The following is a 16,136-nucleotide window of genomic DNA, read 5'->3' as shown; positions in this document are numbered from 1 at the left end:
TTCCGGATTGCGCTGACAACTTAATTGTAGATCCCTTCGGCCAGGTTTCAAGGTGATTTGCATCTTTTTTGTACAGTTCTAATACTTCACTTTTTGCTCATTTACCTATAGTTAACTCATCTTGTTAAACAGAAGGTTGACTCATGCTTATCGTCCATCACCTCAATAACTCCCGCTCGCAGCGTATTTTATGGATGCTTGAAGAACTGCAAGTGCCGTACCAGATTGTTCGCTATCAGCGCGAACCGACCATGCTGGCACCTGAGTCATTAAAATCTGTGCACCCGTTAGGGAAGTCGCCAGTGGTGGAAGATAACGGCAATATTCTCGCCGAGTCAGGGGCAATCATTGAATATCTGCAAGAAACCTACGATTTAGAAAGCCGCTTCAAACCGATTTCCAGCCAGGAAAAACTGCGTTATCGCTTTTGGCTGCATTACGCCGAAGGATCGTTAATGCCATTGCTAATGATGAAACTGGTTTTCGGCAGCCTGGGAAAAGAGCCTGTTCCGTGGTTACTGCGTCCGGTTGGTAATCTACTGGGGCAAGGTGTGCAAAAGGCCTATCTGAATAAACAGATTATGACCCATGCGCGTTATCTCGAAGATTCGCTACAAAAAAATCCGTGGTTTGCAGGTCAGGCGTTTAGTGCGGCAGATATACAGATGAGTTTCCCGGTTATCGCGCTGCTCTCTCGCGGCGGCATCAACGATTTACCGAATCTGCAGAATTGGCACAGTAAAGTGCAAATGCGCCCTGCCTGGCAGAGAGCAATTCAGCAAGGTGGGCCGTTCGACATCCCTTAATTCCTTCTATCGAAAAATCCTATGAGTCAGGAAAATATATAACCAGTATCTTGCATCATTGTTGCTAAATTGCGCATTGACGATAACGTTTGCGCATGAGGTGGCGATAATTTCGCCTGCTAACGCTTTTTTCCGCAAAAAGCGGCAAAGTTCGGTTGAAAATCCATGTAAGAAGGCCGGATAATCGTTTGCCTTAATTTTGACGCTCAGTTTGTATGCGCGGAGTTAAACGTTTGCTTTTTTTGTGACGCCCCTTTTTTGTCGCAAACGCAGCACAGGGATCAATTCGTATTCTTTAAGAATTTGAACGTTTAATTGGCAGCGGTCTGCCAACCACGCATACCAACGTAATCATAAAAATCTCAGGGGATTTTTCACTATGTCTAATCATTCTCCGCGTGCAACCGGCGGTCTCGATGCCTGGTTCAAAATATCTGCACGTGGCAGTACCGTTCGTCAGGAAGTGGTGGCGGGTTTAACCACTTTCCTCGCGATGGTGTACTCCGTGATCGTCGTGCCGGGCATGCTCGGTAAAGCAGGTTTCCCTCCTGCGGCGGTCTTTGTGGCAACTTGCCTGGTCGCCGGTGTTGGCTCTTTGGTGATGGGCCTGTGGGCAAACCTGCCGCTGGCCATTGGTTGCGCTATTTCACTGACTGCCTTTACCGCATTTAGCCTGGTATTAGGTCAACACATCAGTGTGCCTGTTGCTCTGGGTGCTGTTTTCCTGATGGGTGTGCTGTTTACTATCATCTCTGCAACCGGCATTCGTAGCTGGATTTTGCGTAACTTACCGATGGGTGTTGCGCATGGCACGGGTATTGGTATCGGCTTGTTCCTGCTGCTGATTGCGGCAAACGGTGTCGGCCTGGTTATCAAAAACCCGCTGGATGGCTTGCCCGTTGCGCTGGGCCATTTCGCCAGCTTCCCGGTCATCATGTCTTTGATTGGCCTGGCGGTCATCATCGGTTTGGAAAAGCTGAAAGTCCCTGGCGGCATTCTGCTGACCATCATCGGTATTTCTATTTTTGGCCTGATTTTCGATCCAACCGTGCATTTCTCTGGCATCTTCGCGATGCCATCGCTGAAAGATGAAGCGGGCAATTCACTGATTGGTAGCCTAGATATTATGGGCGCGCTGAATCCAGTGGTGTTACCGAGCGTTCTGGCGTTGGTGATGACGGCGGTATTCGATGCAACCGGCACCATCCGTGCTGTCGCGGGCCAGGCAAATCTGCTGGATAAAGACGGTCAAATCATTGATGGCGGTAAAGCACTGACTACCGATTCCCTGAGCTCCGTGTTCTCAGGCCTGGTGGGTGCAGCGCCAGCGGCCGTTTACATCGAGTCTGCGGCAGGTACTGCGGCGGGCGGTAAAACCGGTCTGACAGCCATCACCGTCGGCGTGCTGTTCCTGCTGATTCTGTTCCTTTCTCCGCTCTCTTATCTGGTTCCTGCTTACGCCACCGCTCCGGCGCTGATGTATGTGGGTCTGCTGATGCTGAGCAACGTGGCAAAAATCGACTTCGCTGATTTCGTTGATGCCATGGCTGGCCTGATCACTGCGGTATTCATCGTGCTGACCTGTAACATCGTTACCGGCATCATGATTGGCTTTGCATCGCTGGTCATTGGCCGCGTTGTTTCTGGTGAATGGCGCAAGCTGAACATCGGTACCGTGGCTATCGCAATCGCCTTAGTCGCATTCTATGCCGGCGGTTGGGCAATTTAATTTTACTCGTCATACTTCAAGCTGCAGGGTTGTTGGCTGCACTCGCGAACCCCAGTCACTTACTTTAGTAAGCTCCTGGGGATTCGCTCTCTTGCCGCCTACCTGCAACTCGAATTATTTAGAGCAAAAACTCTGAATACTCCTTTCAAAACCAATCAAATCTTTTCCTGTTTCCTTCCTGTGTAAAAAGTTGTTTTACTATTGGGTATAACAACATCCTGCAAAAAGGGTTTTACAAAACACTGCGACTAAGGAAAGCATGGAAATCTTCTTTACTATTCTCATCATGACCCTTGTGGTTTCGCTCTCTGGTGTGGCTACACGTATGCTGCCGTTCCAGATCCCGCTTCCGTTAATGCAAATTGCGATAGGTGCCGTGCTTGCCTGGCCTCACTTCGGTTTGCATGTTGATTTCAATCCGGAACTCTTTCTGGTGCTGTTTATTCCGCCATTGCTGTTTGCCGATGGCTGGAAAACACCGACCAACGAATTTCTTCGTCACGGGAGGGAAATCATTGGCCTGGCGCTGGTTCTGGTGCTGGTCACTGTGGTCGGCATTGGCTTCCTGATTTACTACCTGGTGCCAGGCATTCCGCTACTTCCGGCATTTGCTCTGGCGGCGGTGCTTTCACCGACCGATGCCGTGGCGCTTTCCGGTATCGTCGGAGAAGGGCGCATTCCTAAGAAAATTATGGGGATATTGCAGGGCGAAGCGCTGATGAACGACGCATCCGGCCTGGTATCGTTAAAAATGGCCGTCGCGGTGGCGGTTGGGTCGATGGTCTTTAGCGTCGGCGGAGCGACCTTCGAGTTCTTCAAAGTGGCGATTGGCGGCCTGCTGGCGGGGATTGCCGTCAGTTGGCTGTACGGAAAATCACTGCGCCTGATGAGCCGCTGGAGCGGTGACGAACCCGCCACGCAAATCCTGCTGCTGTTATTGCTGCCGTTTGCTTCTTACCTGATTGCTGAACACATTGGCGTTTCCGGCATCCTGGCCGCCGTGGCCGCCGGTATGACGATCACCCGTTCTGGTGTGTTGCGCAGTGCTCCACTGGCGATGCGCCTGCGTGCCAATAGCGTCTGGGCGATGCTCGAGTTTGTGTTCAACGGCATGGTGTTCTTGCTGCTGGGCCTGCAATTACCAGACATCATGAAAACGTCGATTGCTGCCGCAAACGCCGATCCGAACGTCGAATTGTGGATGCTATTTGTTGACATCGGGCTTATCTATTTTGCCCTCATCGGCTTACGTTTCTTGTGGCTGTGGACCATGAAACGCCTCAGCTTGCGCTTTATGAAAAAACGCCCGCTGGAGTTCGGTTCCTTTTCCACGCGCGAGCTGTGTATTGCTTCGTTCGCCGGTGTACGCGGGGCAATTACGCTTGCTGGTGTGCTTTCCATCCCGCTGTTACTCGGTAATGGCACGCCATTCCCGGCACGTTATGAGCTTATTTTCTTGTCGGCTGGGGTGATTTTATTCTCGCTGTTAGTCGGGGTGATCATGCTGCCGATTCTGCTGCGCAATGTCGAAGTCCCAGACAAATCGATGGCGCGCCAGGAAGAGCGTATTGCCCGTGCCGCCACGGCTGAAGTGGCGATCACCGCCATTGAGAAAATGGAAGAACGCCTGCAATCTGACGTCAACGAGAACATTGACGATCAGCTGCTCAAAGAGGTGAGCTCACGCGTGATAGGGAACTTGCGCCGCCGTGCTGATGGGCGAAATGATATGGAAAGTAGCGAGCTTGAAGAGAACCTTGAGCGCCGCTTCCGTCTGGCCGCGTTACGTTCTGAACGCGCCGAGCTTTATCATTTACGCGCGACGCAGAAAATCAGCAACGACACTTTAATGAAGCTGCTGCACGATCTCGATTTGCTCGAAGCGCTATTGGTCGAGCAGCAATAATCTTCCCGGTTCCTCTCCCTCAGCAGGGGGAGAGGATGAAGAGCGTTAATTTAAGGCATAGCGCTCAATCGAGATAAGAAAGTACTTATTATAATATTGAGAAAAGAGATGCGTCAGAAATGTAGCCATTCCCTCACAACGCCCTTGTTCATAAGGGTAAGTTACTTCTCCATAATTAGGGTCAAACAATTTTATTTTGCCCTGTTCCTGGCGTATTGCTAATGAGTGTCCACCCCCAGCTCTTTTAATAGACAAATGATAACCAAACCCTTGTTCTATATTATTTAATATTCCAGTGCTGATTTCTTCAGCAGTATTTGTTGGGGAGACTCTATTCTCATTAATAAAATTCACATTATTATTCTTGAGAATAGTATGAAGTACCGTTTTCATCGCCGCCATGTTGCCAATTTTGCTTAATTGCTCCTGGTAATTCACGATGCCACGGACTAAGCCTTTCCCCCTTTCGCCTGCGATATACGGCTTGAATGTCTCCCAGTTTTTACCCGCCATCAGGTATGTTCCCGCCAGTCCCAGACAAACTCCGCCTTCTACACCATATTCAGTCACGTAGCCTTTACTGTCATGATTATTACCAATCCATGCTCCCTGTCTTTTAGAGGGGTCCGCATGTCCCCATTTATTTTTCACGATATAATCATTTTGACTATAGTGGTTATACTTTCCACCAGTCCGGGAGATCAGTTGTATGGAAGCACTTCTCATGTTAATTCCTTTTATACGATGAATTGTAGTCATTCAGTGTTTTGGCCGATGTTACGTAATTGAAATATCGATTTCTTAAGGTGGATCAATAAAATCTCTATATCAGAGCTTTCTTGTAACAATATAACTACGGACATATAATCCACATTGGATTTTATATCCGTAAATAATTGATGCTATTTACTCTGTTCTAAACCGGCCAAAACTCCTTACAACACGCAATCCACGCCTGCGCACTTTGCGAAATATAAACCCCTTCACGCCAAATCATCGCCAGTTGCCACGTCAAATCGCTGTTTAACGGCAGCCACATCAAGGTGTTTTTATCCAGCTTCTGGCAAATCGTTTCTGGCAAAATCGCAATTCCAACACCCGCTTGTACCATCGCGGCAAGGAAATCCCATTGCCCGCTACGCACCGCGATACGCGGCGTAAATCCATGCTCCTGAAACAGCTGAATGAGCTGGCGGCTCAGGGCGAAATCTTCGTTGTAGATAAGCAGCGGATGCGCGGCAAGTTCAATAGGGTCGATGCTGGTGCGCGTCGTCCACGGGCCAGATCGTGGCACCAGAACGCACAGCGGATTCTGGATCAACGGCAGCGTGGAAAAGGTATGTTCGTCATCAACGGGTAACGCGGTCATGGCTAAATCCAGCTCGCCATTAAGCACCGCCTGTTGCACCGTCAAACCCCCGAATTCGGAAATCTTCAGCTCGACGCCAGGGTAGCGCTGGCGGTACAGGCTAATTGGCCCTGCCATCAACATGCCGACCATCGGGGGAATACCAAGGCGCAGTACACCTTTATTGAGATGATTAATATCACCAAGTTCGGCTTCCAACTGGCGAAACTCCGCCAAAATTGCCAAACCGTGCTGATAAACTACCTCACCGGTGTCGGTGAGTAACAGCTTGCGGCCATCGCGAATCAGCAGCGTGCAGCCCAGTTCATCTTCGAGATTGCGCAGCATTTTACTGATGGTCGGCTGAGTGACGAACATCTTCTGGGCAGCGCGGGTAAAACTTTGCTGGCGAACCACCTCAACAAAATAACGCAGTGTCCTGATGTCCATAACTATTCCCGTTGACTATACCTCTGATGATTTTAATTCATTTCTTTCAATGGAGTTGGCTAACTATAATCGCCACCTGATCTTTTTTTGGAGTGTGGCTCTCATGGCCGTGGCGTTACGTGAATTTACGCCAGTTTTTTTTCGCCGTATTCAGGTGCCAGTACAAGTGGCGCTATACGCGGGATTATTTATTTTTGCCCAACAGTTGGTGGAATGGTGGCATTTGCCGCTGCCTGCGAACCTGGTAGGAATGCTGTTACTGCTGGCGTTAATCGTTTTTCGCGTGGTGCCCCTGAAATGGGTACGGGCAGGTTCTCGCTGGTTGCTGGCTGAAATGTTGTTGTTCTTCGTCCCCGCCGTGGTCGCGGTGGTGAATTACGCCGAACTACTAATGGTCGACGGCTGGCGCATTTTCCTGGTGATTGCTATCAGCACCACGCTGGTACTCGGTACTACTGCGCTGGTGGTGGATAAAGTCTATCGTTTTGAACTGGCGCGAGAAGCCCGCAGGCAGGCACGCGGTGAATAATTTCCAGCTAAGCATGCTGTGTCTGGTTATCACGCTCGGGCTCTATTTTGCGAATAAAAAACTCTATCGCCGTTTCCGAAAGTTGCCATTAATGCCGCTGGTATTAACGCCATTACTGCTGGTGGCGATGCTCATTTTTGGCCACATCTCCTATCAAAATTACATGGGTGAAGCGCACTGGCTATTGTGGCTACTTGGCCCGGCGACCATCGCTTTTGCGGTGCCGGTTTATGACAATCTCAGGGTGATTAAACGCCACTGGATGTCACTCACAGCCGGCGTTATCACCGCAACGGTGGTGGCTGTCACTAGTTCAGTCTGGCTGGCACGCTTATTTACCCTTTCCGACGAAATTCAGCGCAGCCTGGCTGTGCGCTCGATTACCACGCCTTTTGCATTAGCCGCTGCCAAACCGCTTGGCGGGCAACCAGAACTGGTGGCGTTATTTGTGGTGGTGACAGGCGTATTTGGTATGGCTGTGGGAGACGTGTTGTTTTTACGCCTTGCTATTCGTGAAGGAATGGCAAAGGGGGCTGGTTTTGGTGCAGCGTCACATGGCGCAGGTACCGCTCGCTCCTATGAATTGGGTCCGCAGGAAGGCGTGGTAGCAAGCCTGGTGATGATGTTTTCCGGCGTAGTGATGGTGTTGATCGCACCTTTGGTCGGTTGGCTGATGTTTTAAACACTTTCCCCACTTTGCTTAAGGGAGAGGGCATTACCTCTTTCCTCCCTCTCCCTCAGGGAGAGGGTCGGGGTGAGGGCGGTATGAACGTTATCCCCATCAGTTCTTTCTCAATCTAATGCAATATCATGTTGCTTATCGTTATTTTATTTGGCTATTAACTCAGCAAAGATAATTCTCTTGTTTATTTTTTTCTGACGCGTAGGGAAATAATTTCTTCTGCAGAAGTATTAATCGGGCACTACTGTCACGGGTTATTAATAAAGTTTAATATATCATTAATAAATGGCATGTTGACAGTGCAGGTCTTAATGTTTATTCATGAGTGTGCGGACTGAATATTTTTATGGCATCTAAGGTAATTAGATGTCATTTAAGTTTTGTCGTTTAGTTAGTCATATGCCTATTCCCTTTGTTGTGGATATAATGAAAAAAATAATATTAATTAAACCAGTGATTTTTTCACTGCTTTCCCTCATGAGTGGCTGCACGATAATTCCTGGCACTCATCTGGATGTTTCCAGTAAAAACATGGTTAAAGAGCACGGCACTGCGGTAGATATCAACTCATTGGTGAATATTTACCCGATATCGCCAAAGCTTACCTCTTCGCTGCTGACGCCAAAAATCACTGCCCAGGCCAACCCCGAACTTGAGAAGCTCATTCAGCAATACCATTACCGGATTGGTGTGGGCGATATACTGATGGTGACAGTCTGGGATCATCCGGAATTAACGACCCCTGCCGGGCAATATCGTAGCGCCAGTGACACAGGGAACTGGGTACAAGCTAATGGGACGATTTTTTATCCCTATGCGGGGAAAATTCATGTCGATGGAAAAACATTAGAAGATGTGCGTCAAACGTTAACGGAAAAACTCGCACCGTGGATTGAATCCCCGCAGGTTGATGTTAGCGTCGCCAATTTTCGATCTCAAAAAGCCTATATTACCGGTGAAGTTACAAATTCCGGGCAACAAGCGATTACCAATGTTCCTCTGACAATTATCGATGCACTCAATAACGCCGGTGGGTTAACCGAGTTTGCTGACTGGAATCACGCGGTATTAAGCCGGGCAGGTCAAAAAGAAATGATCTCGCTAAAAGCATTGTTGAAATCAGGAGACCTGACGCAAAACAGGTTATTACTCGCCGGAGATATTCTTTATGTCCCACGCAATGACGAGCTGAAAGTTTTTGTGATGGGTGAAGTCAATAAACAAACCATGCTTAAAATGGACAGTAGCGGCATGACGCTGACAGAAGCGCTGGGACGAGCAGAAGGCATTAATCAAATGACTTCAGATGCGACAGGTATTTTCGTCATTCGCGCCCAAAGCAATAATCAATCTGACCATAAAATTGCCAATATTTACCAACTGGATGCCTCCGATGCCAGCGCTCTTGTGATGGGCACCAGCTTTCAGTTAGAACCCTACGACATTGTTTATGTCACTAGCGCACCCATTGCACGTTGGAATCGCGTCATTAGTCAGTTAATCCCAACCATTAGTGGAGTCAAAGAAATTACTGAGTCTGCTAACTTTATTCATAATTGGGGTAAATAAATGATTACCTCCATCCTGGTCATTTGTACGGGAAATCTTTGCCGTTCACCGGTTGCTGAACGGCTATTGGCTCAATTACTTCCGCGCATTACTGTCCATTCGGCGGGGTTAAATGCCAGTAAAGGAATGCTGGCAGATAGCGTAATGATAGAGCTTGCGGAAGAAAAAGGTATTGTTCTTACTGACCATCGTTCGAAGAGATTCACTCCTGAAAAAGGTCTTGAGTATGATCTCATTTTGGTGATGGAAACGAAGCAAGCGGAAGTTATTAATCACCAATACCCACAACTCAGTGGTAAATGCCATCTATTAACTCACTGGAATGGAAGAGCTGATATTCCTGACCCTTACAGGAAAAGTCATGAACTCTATCGAATGACTTTTCAGAGGATGATGGATGCGACAACAGCATGGAAAAAAGTATTACTATTTTAAAATGGACTGAATAATAACTATGAAAATGAATAAAGAACATTCTTCTGATAGAGATAATGTGGATGAAATTGATCTCATTCAGATTGTACTAATGCTTTTCTCTCATAAGTATAAAATAATTATTACTACGGTGCTTTTTGCTGTGCTGACTTTTTTATATACGGCGACGAAACAGCCAACCTATATTGCCAGCGTATTAATTCAATTAGATAAAAACCCTAAAAATAACCTTATCAGTAAATTGATGAGCCCACTGGGCAATGACGAACCTTCCTCGGCAACAGAAATGGGTATCCTCAAATCCCGACGGGTTCTCAGTATGACAATTGAGGAAATGGGTTTACAGCTTGTTGTTCGTGAGAAACGTCTCCCTTATATTGGCGATTTCCTGGCTGCATTTTCCAGTAAAAAATCTCCCACCATTATTGTCCCAACGTTCAGCGTCCCGCCGGAAAGTGAAGATATGGATTGGGAGCTGACAGTGCTTTCCCCCGACAGCTACCAGCTTAATCTGGGAGAGAACGGTGTTTTTTTAGGAAAGGTCAATCAAACCCTAAATCAAAGTGGTTTTATCATTAATGTGGCAAACATCACTGCGCCAGCAGGAACTAAATTTACTCTCACCATCTACTCAAAATTTACGGTGATACAGGATTTACTCAAACGCCTGACAGCTGAAGAATTGAATAAAACGAGCGGGCTGATCCATGTCTCACTTACTGGAGACAATAAACAAAAGATTACGCAAATCCTCAACAATATCAGCCTGAATTTCAGAGAAGACAATATGACGCAACGGGCTGAGGAGGCATCCAAAAGCCTTGATTTCGTGAACAAATTACTCCCCGTCGCACAGGAAAGTCTTAACCGGGCTGACAAGCAACTCAATGTTTTTAAGCAAGAAAATGGATCTATTGATCTCCCTCTGGAAGCGAAAGCGGTTCTGGAATCATCGGTTACCATTCAATCACAGCAAAATGAATTACAACTGGCGAAGGCTGAGCTTTCGAAACGGTACACCAAAAGCCACCCAATTTATCGTGCCTTGCTGGAAAAGGAAGCGCTGATTAATGAAGAGAAAGTCGCCCTCTCTCAGGCAATTTCGACAATGCCAAAAAAACAGCAGGAAATATTGAGCATTAAGCGTGATGTAGAAGCCGGGCAGGAAATTTATATGCAGTTGCTGGCAAAGCAGCATGAGTTCGGCATTGCAAAAGCCAGTACTGTTGCGAACATCAGGATAGTTGATGAAGCTATTAGCGACCCGAAGCCGGTCGGTAAATTAAAAGGAGTGAGTGCGGTATTAGGCGCTTTTCTCGGGTTCATTTTTTCCAGCGGATATTGCTTAATTGCATCCCTATTCCGCCGTCTTCTGGAAGACACTCAATCTATTGAAAATTATGGCGTGGAGGTTCTGGCCTCAGTTCCGTGGAGTAAACGGCCACAAAGCCAAACCTTCCGAAAATTTAAAACCAAACCTATACGCAAAGATTTTTGGCTGGCCCGGGAACATCCTGATGACCTGGCTATTGAGGCAATGCGCAGTTTGCGAACGGCTATTTTTATCGCACTTAAACAGGCTGATAAAAATAGCTTCCTGATTTCTGGTGCGACACCGGGTGCTGGAAAAACATTTATATGCGGTAACCTGGCCGCTGTAATGGCGGATACCGGGAAACGCATTTTACTCATTGATGCTGATATGCGGCTTGGCTATCTGCATGAAATGCTTGGACTTAAAGAACAATATGGTCTGAGCGAGATTTTACAGAATAACATTGAGTTTAAAGATGCGGTCCAGCCTTCGACTCAATCAGGCCTCGATTTTATCTCCCGTGGAGCGGGAGCGGTGTTGTCCTCCGAGCTTTTAATGCACGATAACTTTGCGCAGTTAATGCAATGGGCGCAGCGTGAATATGACTACGTGATCGTCGATACACCGCCGATATTGTCCATCACTGATGCGGCTATAGCGGCTCAACATATTGGCCTGTCACTGCTTGTTCTGCGCTATAAAATTAACACTGTGAAAGAGTTGGTTACGGCAATAAACCGCTTTAAAAAATGTCATGTTGAACTGGATTACGTGGTGTTTAACGGAGTGCAAAAAGGGGCCATTTCGACATACGAATATCCATACTATTCCCAAAGTGTTTAGCGGGCGAAGAAGATAGCGTGGCGACCCCCTCTCCCACAGGGAGAGGGCTGGGGTGAGGGTTGTTTCAATCTGATACATCGCCCTCATCCCCGCAGAAAAGTTAAAAACTAGCGTTTCAACCGTGAAACCAACTCAAACTCTTTAAACGCCACTGGTCGTTGCTGCTGCATCGAAATATTCCCGGCAATCCCGGTCAAAATCGACATCGCTCCGTCATGGTGATCGGCGGCGCGTTGCAGTGGATCATGGCCCGGTTCGCCAAACAAATCCGCCAGCATCGCGTTATCGCCACCGCCGTGGCCACCCGCACCAACAGTGAAATCGGCTTTATAAGGTGCGGCAAACATCGGGAACACGGTGATATCACAGCTTTCCAGACTGCCTTCATTTTCACGCTTGCCACCGGCGTTGACGTAAGACATCTCCACCAGTTTCATTTCCAGCCGCCCACGGCTGCCGTTGAACACCACATTCAACCCTTCCCATGGCAAATACGCATTCAGCGAATAAGTCATCTGCACCTGGTTTTGGTATTTCACCATCACTGACAGCGTATCTTCGATGTTAATACCCTCGCTGAATACGCTCTGATCGCGGAAGTAGTTATCTTCGTGCTCCGCATCCAGATACAGCGCTTTGAGCTGCGCATTTTCTTCCATGTGCAGTGCAAACGGATCATCTTTCGCGGCAGCAAAACCATTTGCGCGTGGATAAAACTGCGAAACACCACGCTTTTCGGCATTCTCTTTGCCATAAAAACGCAAACCGCCTTCCGCATACACCCGTTCCGGATAACTGCCCAGCCAGAAGTTCATCAGGTCAAAGTGATGGGTCGATTTATGCACCAGCAGGCCGCCGCTGTTACGTTTTTCACGGTGCCAGCGACGGAAGTAATCTGCGCCATGCTCCGTGTTGAGCAACCATTCGAAATGTACTGAAAACACCTCGCCAATGGTTTCTTCCATCAGTAACTCACGGATTTTGCTGTGGTGCGGTGCATAACGATAATTGAAAGCGACGCGCACTTCGCGGCCGGTTTGCTCAATAGCATCCAGAATACGCAGGGCACGCTGTTCATCAATGGTCATCGGTTTTTCGGTAATCACATCACAACCGGCGTGCAGCGCGCGCACGATGTAATCATCATGCGTACGGTCCATGGTGGTGACAATGACGATATCCGGGCGTGTCTCGCGGATCATGGTTTCAAAATCTGCGGCTTTCCAGGTCGACGCGGGTGCCGCACCGGTGTTGGTCAGAAGCTTGTTAGCGTAATTCATACGGGTCTGATTGGTATCGCAAAATGCCACCAGTTGCGCATTGTCTTTCCATTTACCGCCGATCGCTTCGATATACAACCCGGCGCGACCGCCCGTTCCTACCAACGCATATTTTTTCATAATGTCCTCAATTTAAATAAGTGGTAGATGACGCTCGCGCTTATCCACCCTACAATTCCTGCCTGGTTTTATTTCCGGTAATGCTTATGAAACTGGTTCCGCATCAATTAATGGAGTTAAACAGCCCGTTTATTTGGCACTGGCCGTGGTTGGTTTCCTGTGTCAACGCCGCCAAAGTTCATGGTTTTACCGGCATTATTCTTCATCAGCAGGAGCTGCTTTCGCTGCTGGCGACACCGTCACCCCTCAGTCACCGCTTCGACGTTGAAAATCTGATTCATCAGCAAAATAACGCCCTGCAATATTTAAAAAAGGTCAGTGCTTATTTGCAGGAATTTAATCTCAGCTTCTGGCTGCAAGGCGAAGCCGCGCCGACCGATGACATCATCAGACGTAAATTCCCGGAGTTTGCATTTGATGAGCGCAGCACGCCCGATTTCTGGCAACAGTTTTATTCGTCGAGCCTGACCCGCTTATTGCCGTTATTACCGCATCTCAGCGGCGTGATATTAAGCCTGACCACCCCACAATTTCAGACCGACGGCTGGCAACAAAGCCTGCATCACGTCTGGAGTCTGTTACGCGCTCAGGGCAAAAAGCTCATCCTGCGCGATTTCATTGATACCAGTTGGCCACGCCAGCAACTTTCCCGCGTGTTATCTGGCCTGCCGGATGATGTTCGCGCCTCGATTAAAGCCACGGAACTGGATTACCATCCAGGTTTTGCTAACCATCCGAATATTGTTGCGCTCAGCGGGCGTAAAAAATGGATCGAATACGATCTCTGGGGCATTGGCTACGGCTGGACTGTTCTGCCGTGTTATCTGGCCGATGAAATCCAGGGACGCCTGAGCTGGGCGACCAGCCTCGCCGACCACAATATCGAAACCATTACCGCGCGCGTTTCATGGCAGTGGCTGTCTGACGGACTGACGATGGATTCCGCCAATGGCATCAATCTTTTCGGCCTGAGTGCCGCGAATAACACCGCACCTTCTTCGGTTATCGACAGCTGGATTGAGCATCAAAAACTCGCTTTCCGCAGCAAGCGTGATCGCCAGCGTTTCAGCGATTTGTACACCTCAAGCTACGACTGGCTATGCAAAACGCCGAATCTGCTTGGGCGGCGTATGCACTACCAAAGCCAAATCCCGGAAAGTTATGCTCAGGCGCAACAACTGCTGCATACCGATGTTCGCAGCGCCAACTGGGCGCAGGCGTTTCAGCCACTTTTCCCGACCGATGACCCGGCGCTCGGTGCTGAACAGCGCCAGTTGATTGAACTGGAAAAACAGAGCGCCCGGTTCCTTGCAAGCTCCGCCGTACAGCAACTGCGTGAACTGCGCATCACCTGCCACAACGACACGCTGGAGCGCCTCGATGCCGCCTGGCTCAACGCCGATATGTACGGCCAACTCTTTTCGCATGTCGCCTTCGCGGTCAGCGATATGCAAATCAGTGAGCATTATGGCGGCAGTACTCTGGTGGCGAAAACCGCCGCTCAGCATCGCGAAACGTTACTGCGTTTTGCCGATACGCTTGAACGCTGGGCGGATTCGCCGCCCTCAGGCAGCCCGCACTATGTTTCATTACTGCTCAATGCCGAACGGTTACGCGGATTCGCTGTGAGCTTGTTGGGATAATCATAAGTAGGCGGGGAAGGGTTGTCGTGCGGGAACAGGTGGGCAACACGGAGCTTAAGCTAACAATGGCAAAACTCGCGATCTGTCTCGCAAAATCGAGAAATTCTCTGTGACACATATCACGTATAGGCGGCGGGAAACTGTGAGCAATGCTGTATTGAGCGGGGGGAAATGCGAAGTCGATCGGCAAGAGATTATTTACATGGGGAAGTATTCTTAATTCCCCGATATCGAGCAGACTCAATCATTCAGTTCTCGCAACAAACGTGTATTCAAATACAACCGCTCGCGCCCTGCCGTGACTTCTTCCAGTACGCCAATATCTACTAGTTGTTTGAGATAGACAGATGCCGTTTGGCGCTTTGCTATTCCGCCATCGACCAGGTTTTCAATTCGGCAGTACGGTTGTGCAAATAACACTTGTACCAGTTCCCATGAATAGATTTTTGGAAGTTTTTCGCGAATCCAGGCTGTTGTTGTTTCGATTAGCTCTCGAACGACGGCAATTTTCTTTGTCGTCCAGTTAGCGGTGTTTTCGACTGCCTCCAAAATAAAGAGAATCCATGGCTCCCAATTCCCCTCAGCAGTTACGTTACGCAGCAAGGAGTAATAATCGTTACGTCGCTCAAGAATGAAACGAGAAAGGTAGAGAATCGGCAATGATAATAAACCGCTCTGGATTAAATACAGGATATTCACTATGCGGCCTGTACGCCCGTTTCCGTCCGGGAATGGGTGAATGCATTCAAACTGGTAATGCAAAATAGCCATTTTAACCAGTGGGTCTAGCTCATCCTGCGCGTGAATGAAGTTTTCCCAGTTGCTCAGCAGATCGCGTATTGCAGCCTCGCCTTCTGGTGGGGTATAGACAATATTCATATGCTGGTCACGCAGCACAGTGCCAGGCGTTTTGCGTATATCGGTATCAATCGCTCGTAACGTCGTACAAATTTCTACTGCTGTATTGGCACATAGCGGATGGGTTATCAGGTGGTTAACGCCTTCATAAAGCGCAGTGCGGTAGCGCAACGCTTCTTTGGTCGCCGGGTCGGCGTGTTCAGCGCGGTTAACAAACTGGAAAAGTTGATCGCTGGTCGTCACGATGTTTTCAATGCGCGAGGAGTCTTTTGCTTCCAGCATAGGTAGCAGGTTGATCAGCAATCCTTGATCAGGAAGTAATTCTCCAGCGGTTTTCAGTTCAGCTAGTGCTGCCCTGGCATTGATGCAGGCCTTAAGCACATTCCGAGTTTCGATATTTTCAATATCTGGTGGCAAGAGAGGAAGTTGATTGTAAGGCTTATCCGCTGTCCAATTCATATGTTTAAAAAATCCTATTTTATCGACATGTCACGGCGATATGTCGATACGATAAACATATCACGGCAATATGTTTAAAAAATATGATTTCATCGACATATTCCGAAAGTGTGTCGATGCCATAAACATAGCCCGGCTCAAACGAGCCGGGAAAGGATAACGCT

13 protein-coding genes are annotated in these 16,136 nt (G+C 48.4%); 9 read left to right on the top strand and 4 right to left on the bottom strand.

What is annotated here, in order from left to right:
* Positions 1–143 precede the first annotated feature (143 nt).
* The 3 genes from D8682_RS13930 (at position 144) to D8682_RS13920 (ending at position 4,441) form a co-directional block, all read left to right on the top strand.
* A complete protein-coding gene (locus tag D8682_RS13930) occupies positions 144–806 on the top strand; it encodes a glutathione S-transferase family protein (RefSeq protein ID WP_121814528.1) in 663 nt (220 codons plus the stop codon).
* Positions 807–1,185: 379 nt separating this feature from the next.
* Entirely contained in the window at positions 1,186–2,535 is a 1,350-nt protein-coding gene (locus D8682_RS13925; RefSeq protein WP_064541185.1) for an NCS2 family permease, read from the top strand.
* Between the two features lie 259 nt (positions 2,536–2,794).
* Complete coding sequence (locus tag D8682_RS13920) at positions 2,795–4,441, top strand: Na+/H+ antiporter (RefSeq protein WP_064541181.1); 1,647 nt, start codon at positions 2,795–2,797, stop codon at positions 4,439–4,441.
* A 45-nt stretch (positions 4,442–4,486) separates the two neighbouring features.
* On the opposite strand, the gene D8682_RS13915 is transcribed toward D8682_RS13920, so the two are convergent.
* Positions 4,487–5,167 (bottom strand): YopT-type cysteine protease domain-containing protein, encoded by a 681-nt coding sequence (locus D8682_RS13915; RefSeq protein ID WP_121814527.1) that lies wholly within the window; start codon positions 5,165–5,167, stop codon positions 4,487–4,489.
* 190 nt (positions 5,168–5,357) lie between these two features.
* Positions 5,358–6,239: a LysR family transcriptional regulator gene (locus tag D8682_RS13910; protein ID WP_064541175.1), complete on the bottom strand. Its 882-nt coding sequence runs from the start codon at positions 6,237–6,239 to the stop codon at positions 5,358–5,360.
* Positions 6,240–6,342: 103 nt separating this feature from the next.
* Between D8682_RS13910 and D8682_RS13905 the strand changes: the two genes are divergently transcribed.
* The 5 genes from D8682_RS13905 (at position 6,343) to D8682_RS13885 (ending at position 11,612) form a co-directional block, all read left to right on the top strand.
* Positions 6,343–6,768 carry a CidA/LrgA family protein gene (locus D8682_RS13905; RefSeq protein ID WP_064541309.1) on the top strand — a complete coding sequence of 142 codons (426 nt, stop codon included), beginning with the start codon at positions 6,343–6,345 and terminating at the stop codon, positions 6,766–6,768.
* Positions 6,761–7,450 carry an LrgB family protein gene (locus D8682_RS13900; RefSeq protein ID WP_064541172.1) on the top strand — a complete coding sequence of 230 codons (690 nt, stop codon included), beginning with the start codon at positions 6,761–6,763 and terminating at the stop codon, positions 7,448–7,450. Before D8682_RS13905 ends, D8682_RS13900 begins: the two co-directional genes overlap by 8 nt.
* A 426-nt stretch (positions 7,451–7,876) precedes the next feature.
* Complete coding sequence (locus D8682_RS13895) at positions 7,877–9,019, top strand: polysaccharide export protein (RefSeq protein WP_064541169.1); 1,143 nt, start codon at positions 7,877–7,879, stop codon at positions 9,017–9,019.
* Complete coding sequence (locus D8682_RS13890; protein ID WP_121814526.1) at positions 9,020–9,454, top strand: low molecular weight protein-tyrosine-phosphatase; 435 nt, start codon at positions 9,020–9,022, stop codon at positions 9,452–9,454.
* Positions 9,455–9,473: 19 nt separating this feature from the next.
* Complete coding sequence (locus D8682_RS13885; RefSeq protein WP_121814525.1) at positions 9,474–11,612, top strand: polysaccharide biosynthesis tyrosine autokinase; 2,139 nt, start codon at positions 9,474–9,476, stop codon at positions 11,610–11,612.
* Between the two features lie 107 nt (positions 11,613–11,719).
* Here D8682_RS13885 and D8682_RS13880 read toward each other — a convergent pair whose 3' ends face one another.
* Positions 11,720–13,012 carry a Gfo/Idh/MocA family protein gene (locus D8682_RS13880; protein WP_121814524.1) on the bottom strand — a complete coding sequence of 431 codons (1,293 nt, stop codon included), beginning with the start codon at positions 13,010–13,012 and terminating at the stop codon, positions 11,720–11,722.
* 86 nt (positions 13,013–13,098) lie between these two features.
* Here D8682_RS13880 and D8682_RS13875 point away from each other — a divergent pair, with 86 nt between their 5' ends.
* Positions 13,099–14,655 carry a hypothetical protein gene (locus D8682_RS13875; RefSeq protein ID WP_121814523.1) on the top strand — a complete coding sequence of 519 codons (1,557 nt, stop codon included), beginning with the start codon at positions 13,099–13,101 and terminating at the stop codon, positions 14,653–14,655.
* 240 nt (positions 14,656–14,895) lie between these two features.
* Here D8682_RS13875 and fic read toward each other — a convergent pair whose 3' ends face one another.
* Positions 14,896–15,972 (bottom strand): protein adenylyltransferase Fic, encoded by a 1,077-nt coding sequence (gene fic, locus D8682_RS13870; protein WP_121814522.1) that lies wholly within the window; start codon positions 15,970–15,972, stop codon positions 14,896–14,898.
* Positions 15,973–16,136 lie beyond the last annotated feature (164 nt).

The sequence above is a fragment of the Buttiauxella sp. 3AFRM03 genome (genome assembly GCF_003675305.1).
Taxonomy (GTDB): Bacteria; Pseudomonadota; Gammaproteobacteria; order Enterobacterales; family Enterobacteriaceae; genus Buttiauxella; species Buttiauxella ferragutiae.
Note: the sequence above shows the minus strand (reverse complement) of the source record. Positions and strands in the feature narration are given on the sequence as shown.

Excerpts from the sequence above, each read along its gene's own strand:
- D8682_RS13930 (WP_121814528.1), top strand. The coding sequence starts at position 144 with ATGCTTATCGTCCATCACCTCAATAACTCCCGCTCGCAGCGTATTTTA.
- D8682_RS13925 (WP_064541185.1), top strand. The coding sequence starts at position 1,186 with ATGTCTAATCATTCTCCGCGTGCAACCGGCGGTCTCGATGCCTGGTTC.
- D8682_RS13920 (WP_064541181.1), top strand. The coding sequence starts at position 2,795 with ATGGAAATCTTCTTTACTATTCTCATCATGACCCTTGTGGTTTCGCTC.
- D8682_RS13915 (WP_121814527.1), bottom strand. The coding sequence starts at position 5,167 with ATGAGAAGTGCTTCCATACAACTGATCTCCCGGACTGGTGGAAAGTAT.
- D8682_RS13910 (WP_064541175.1), bottom strand. The coding sequence starts at position 6,239 with ATGGACATCAGGACACTGCGTTATTTTGTTGAGGTGGTTCGCCAGCAA.
- D8682_RS13905 (WP_064541309.1), top strand. The coding sequence starts at position 6,343 with ATGGCCGTGGCGTTACGTGAATTTACGCCAGTTTTTTTTCGCCGTATT.
- D8682_RS13895 (WP_064541169.1), top strand. The coding sequence starts at position 7,877 with ATGAAAAAAATAATATTAATTAAACCAGTGATTTTTTCACTGCTTTCC.
- D8682_RS13890 (WP_121814526.1), top strand. The coding sequence starts at position 9,020 with ATGATTACCTCCATCCTGGTCATTTGTACGGGAAATCTTTGCCGTTCA.
- D8682_RS13885 (WP_121814525.1), top strand. The coding sequence starts at position 9,474 with ATGAAAATGAATAAAGAACATTCTTCTGATAGAGATAATGTGGATGAA.
- D8682_RS13880 (WP_121814524.1), bottom strand. The coding sequence starts at position 13,012 with ATGAAAAAATATGCGTTGGTAGGAACGGGCGGTCGCGCCGGGTTGTAT.
- D8682_RS13875 (WP_121814523.1), top strand. The coding sequence starts at position 13,099 with ATGAAACTGGTTCCGCATCAATTAATGGAGTTAAACAGCCCGTTTATT.
- fic (WP_121814522.1), bottom strand. The coding sequence starts at position 15,972 with ATGAATTGGACAGCGGATAAGCCTTACAATCAACTTCCTCTCTTGCCA.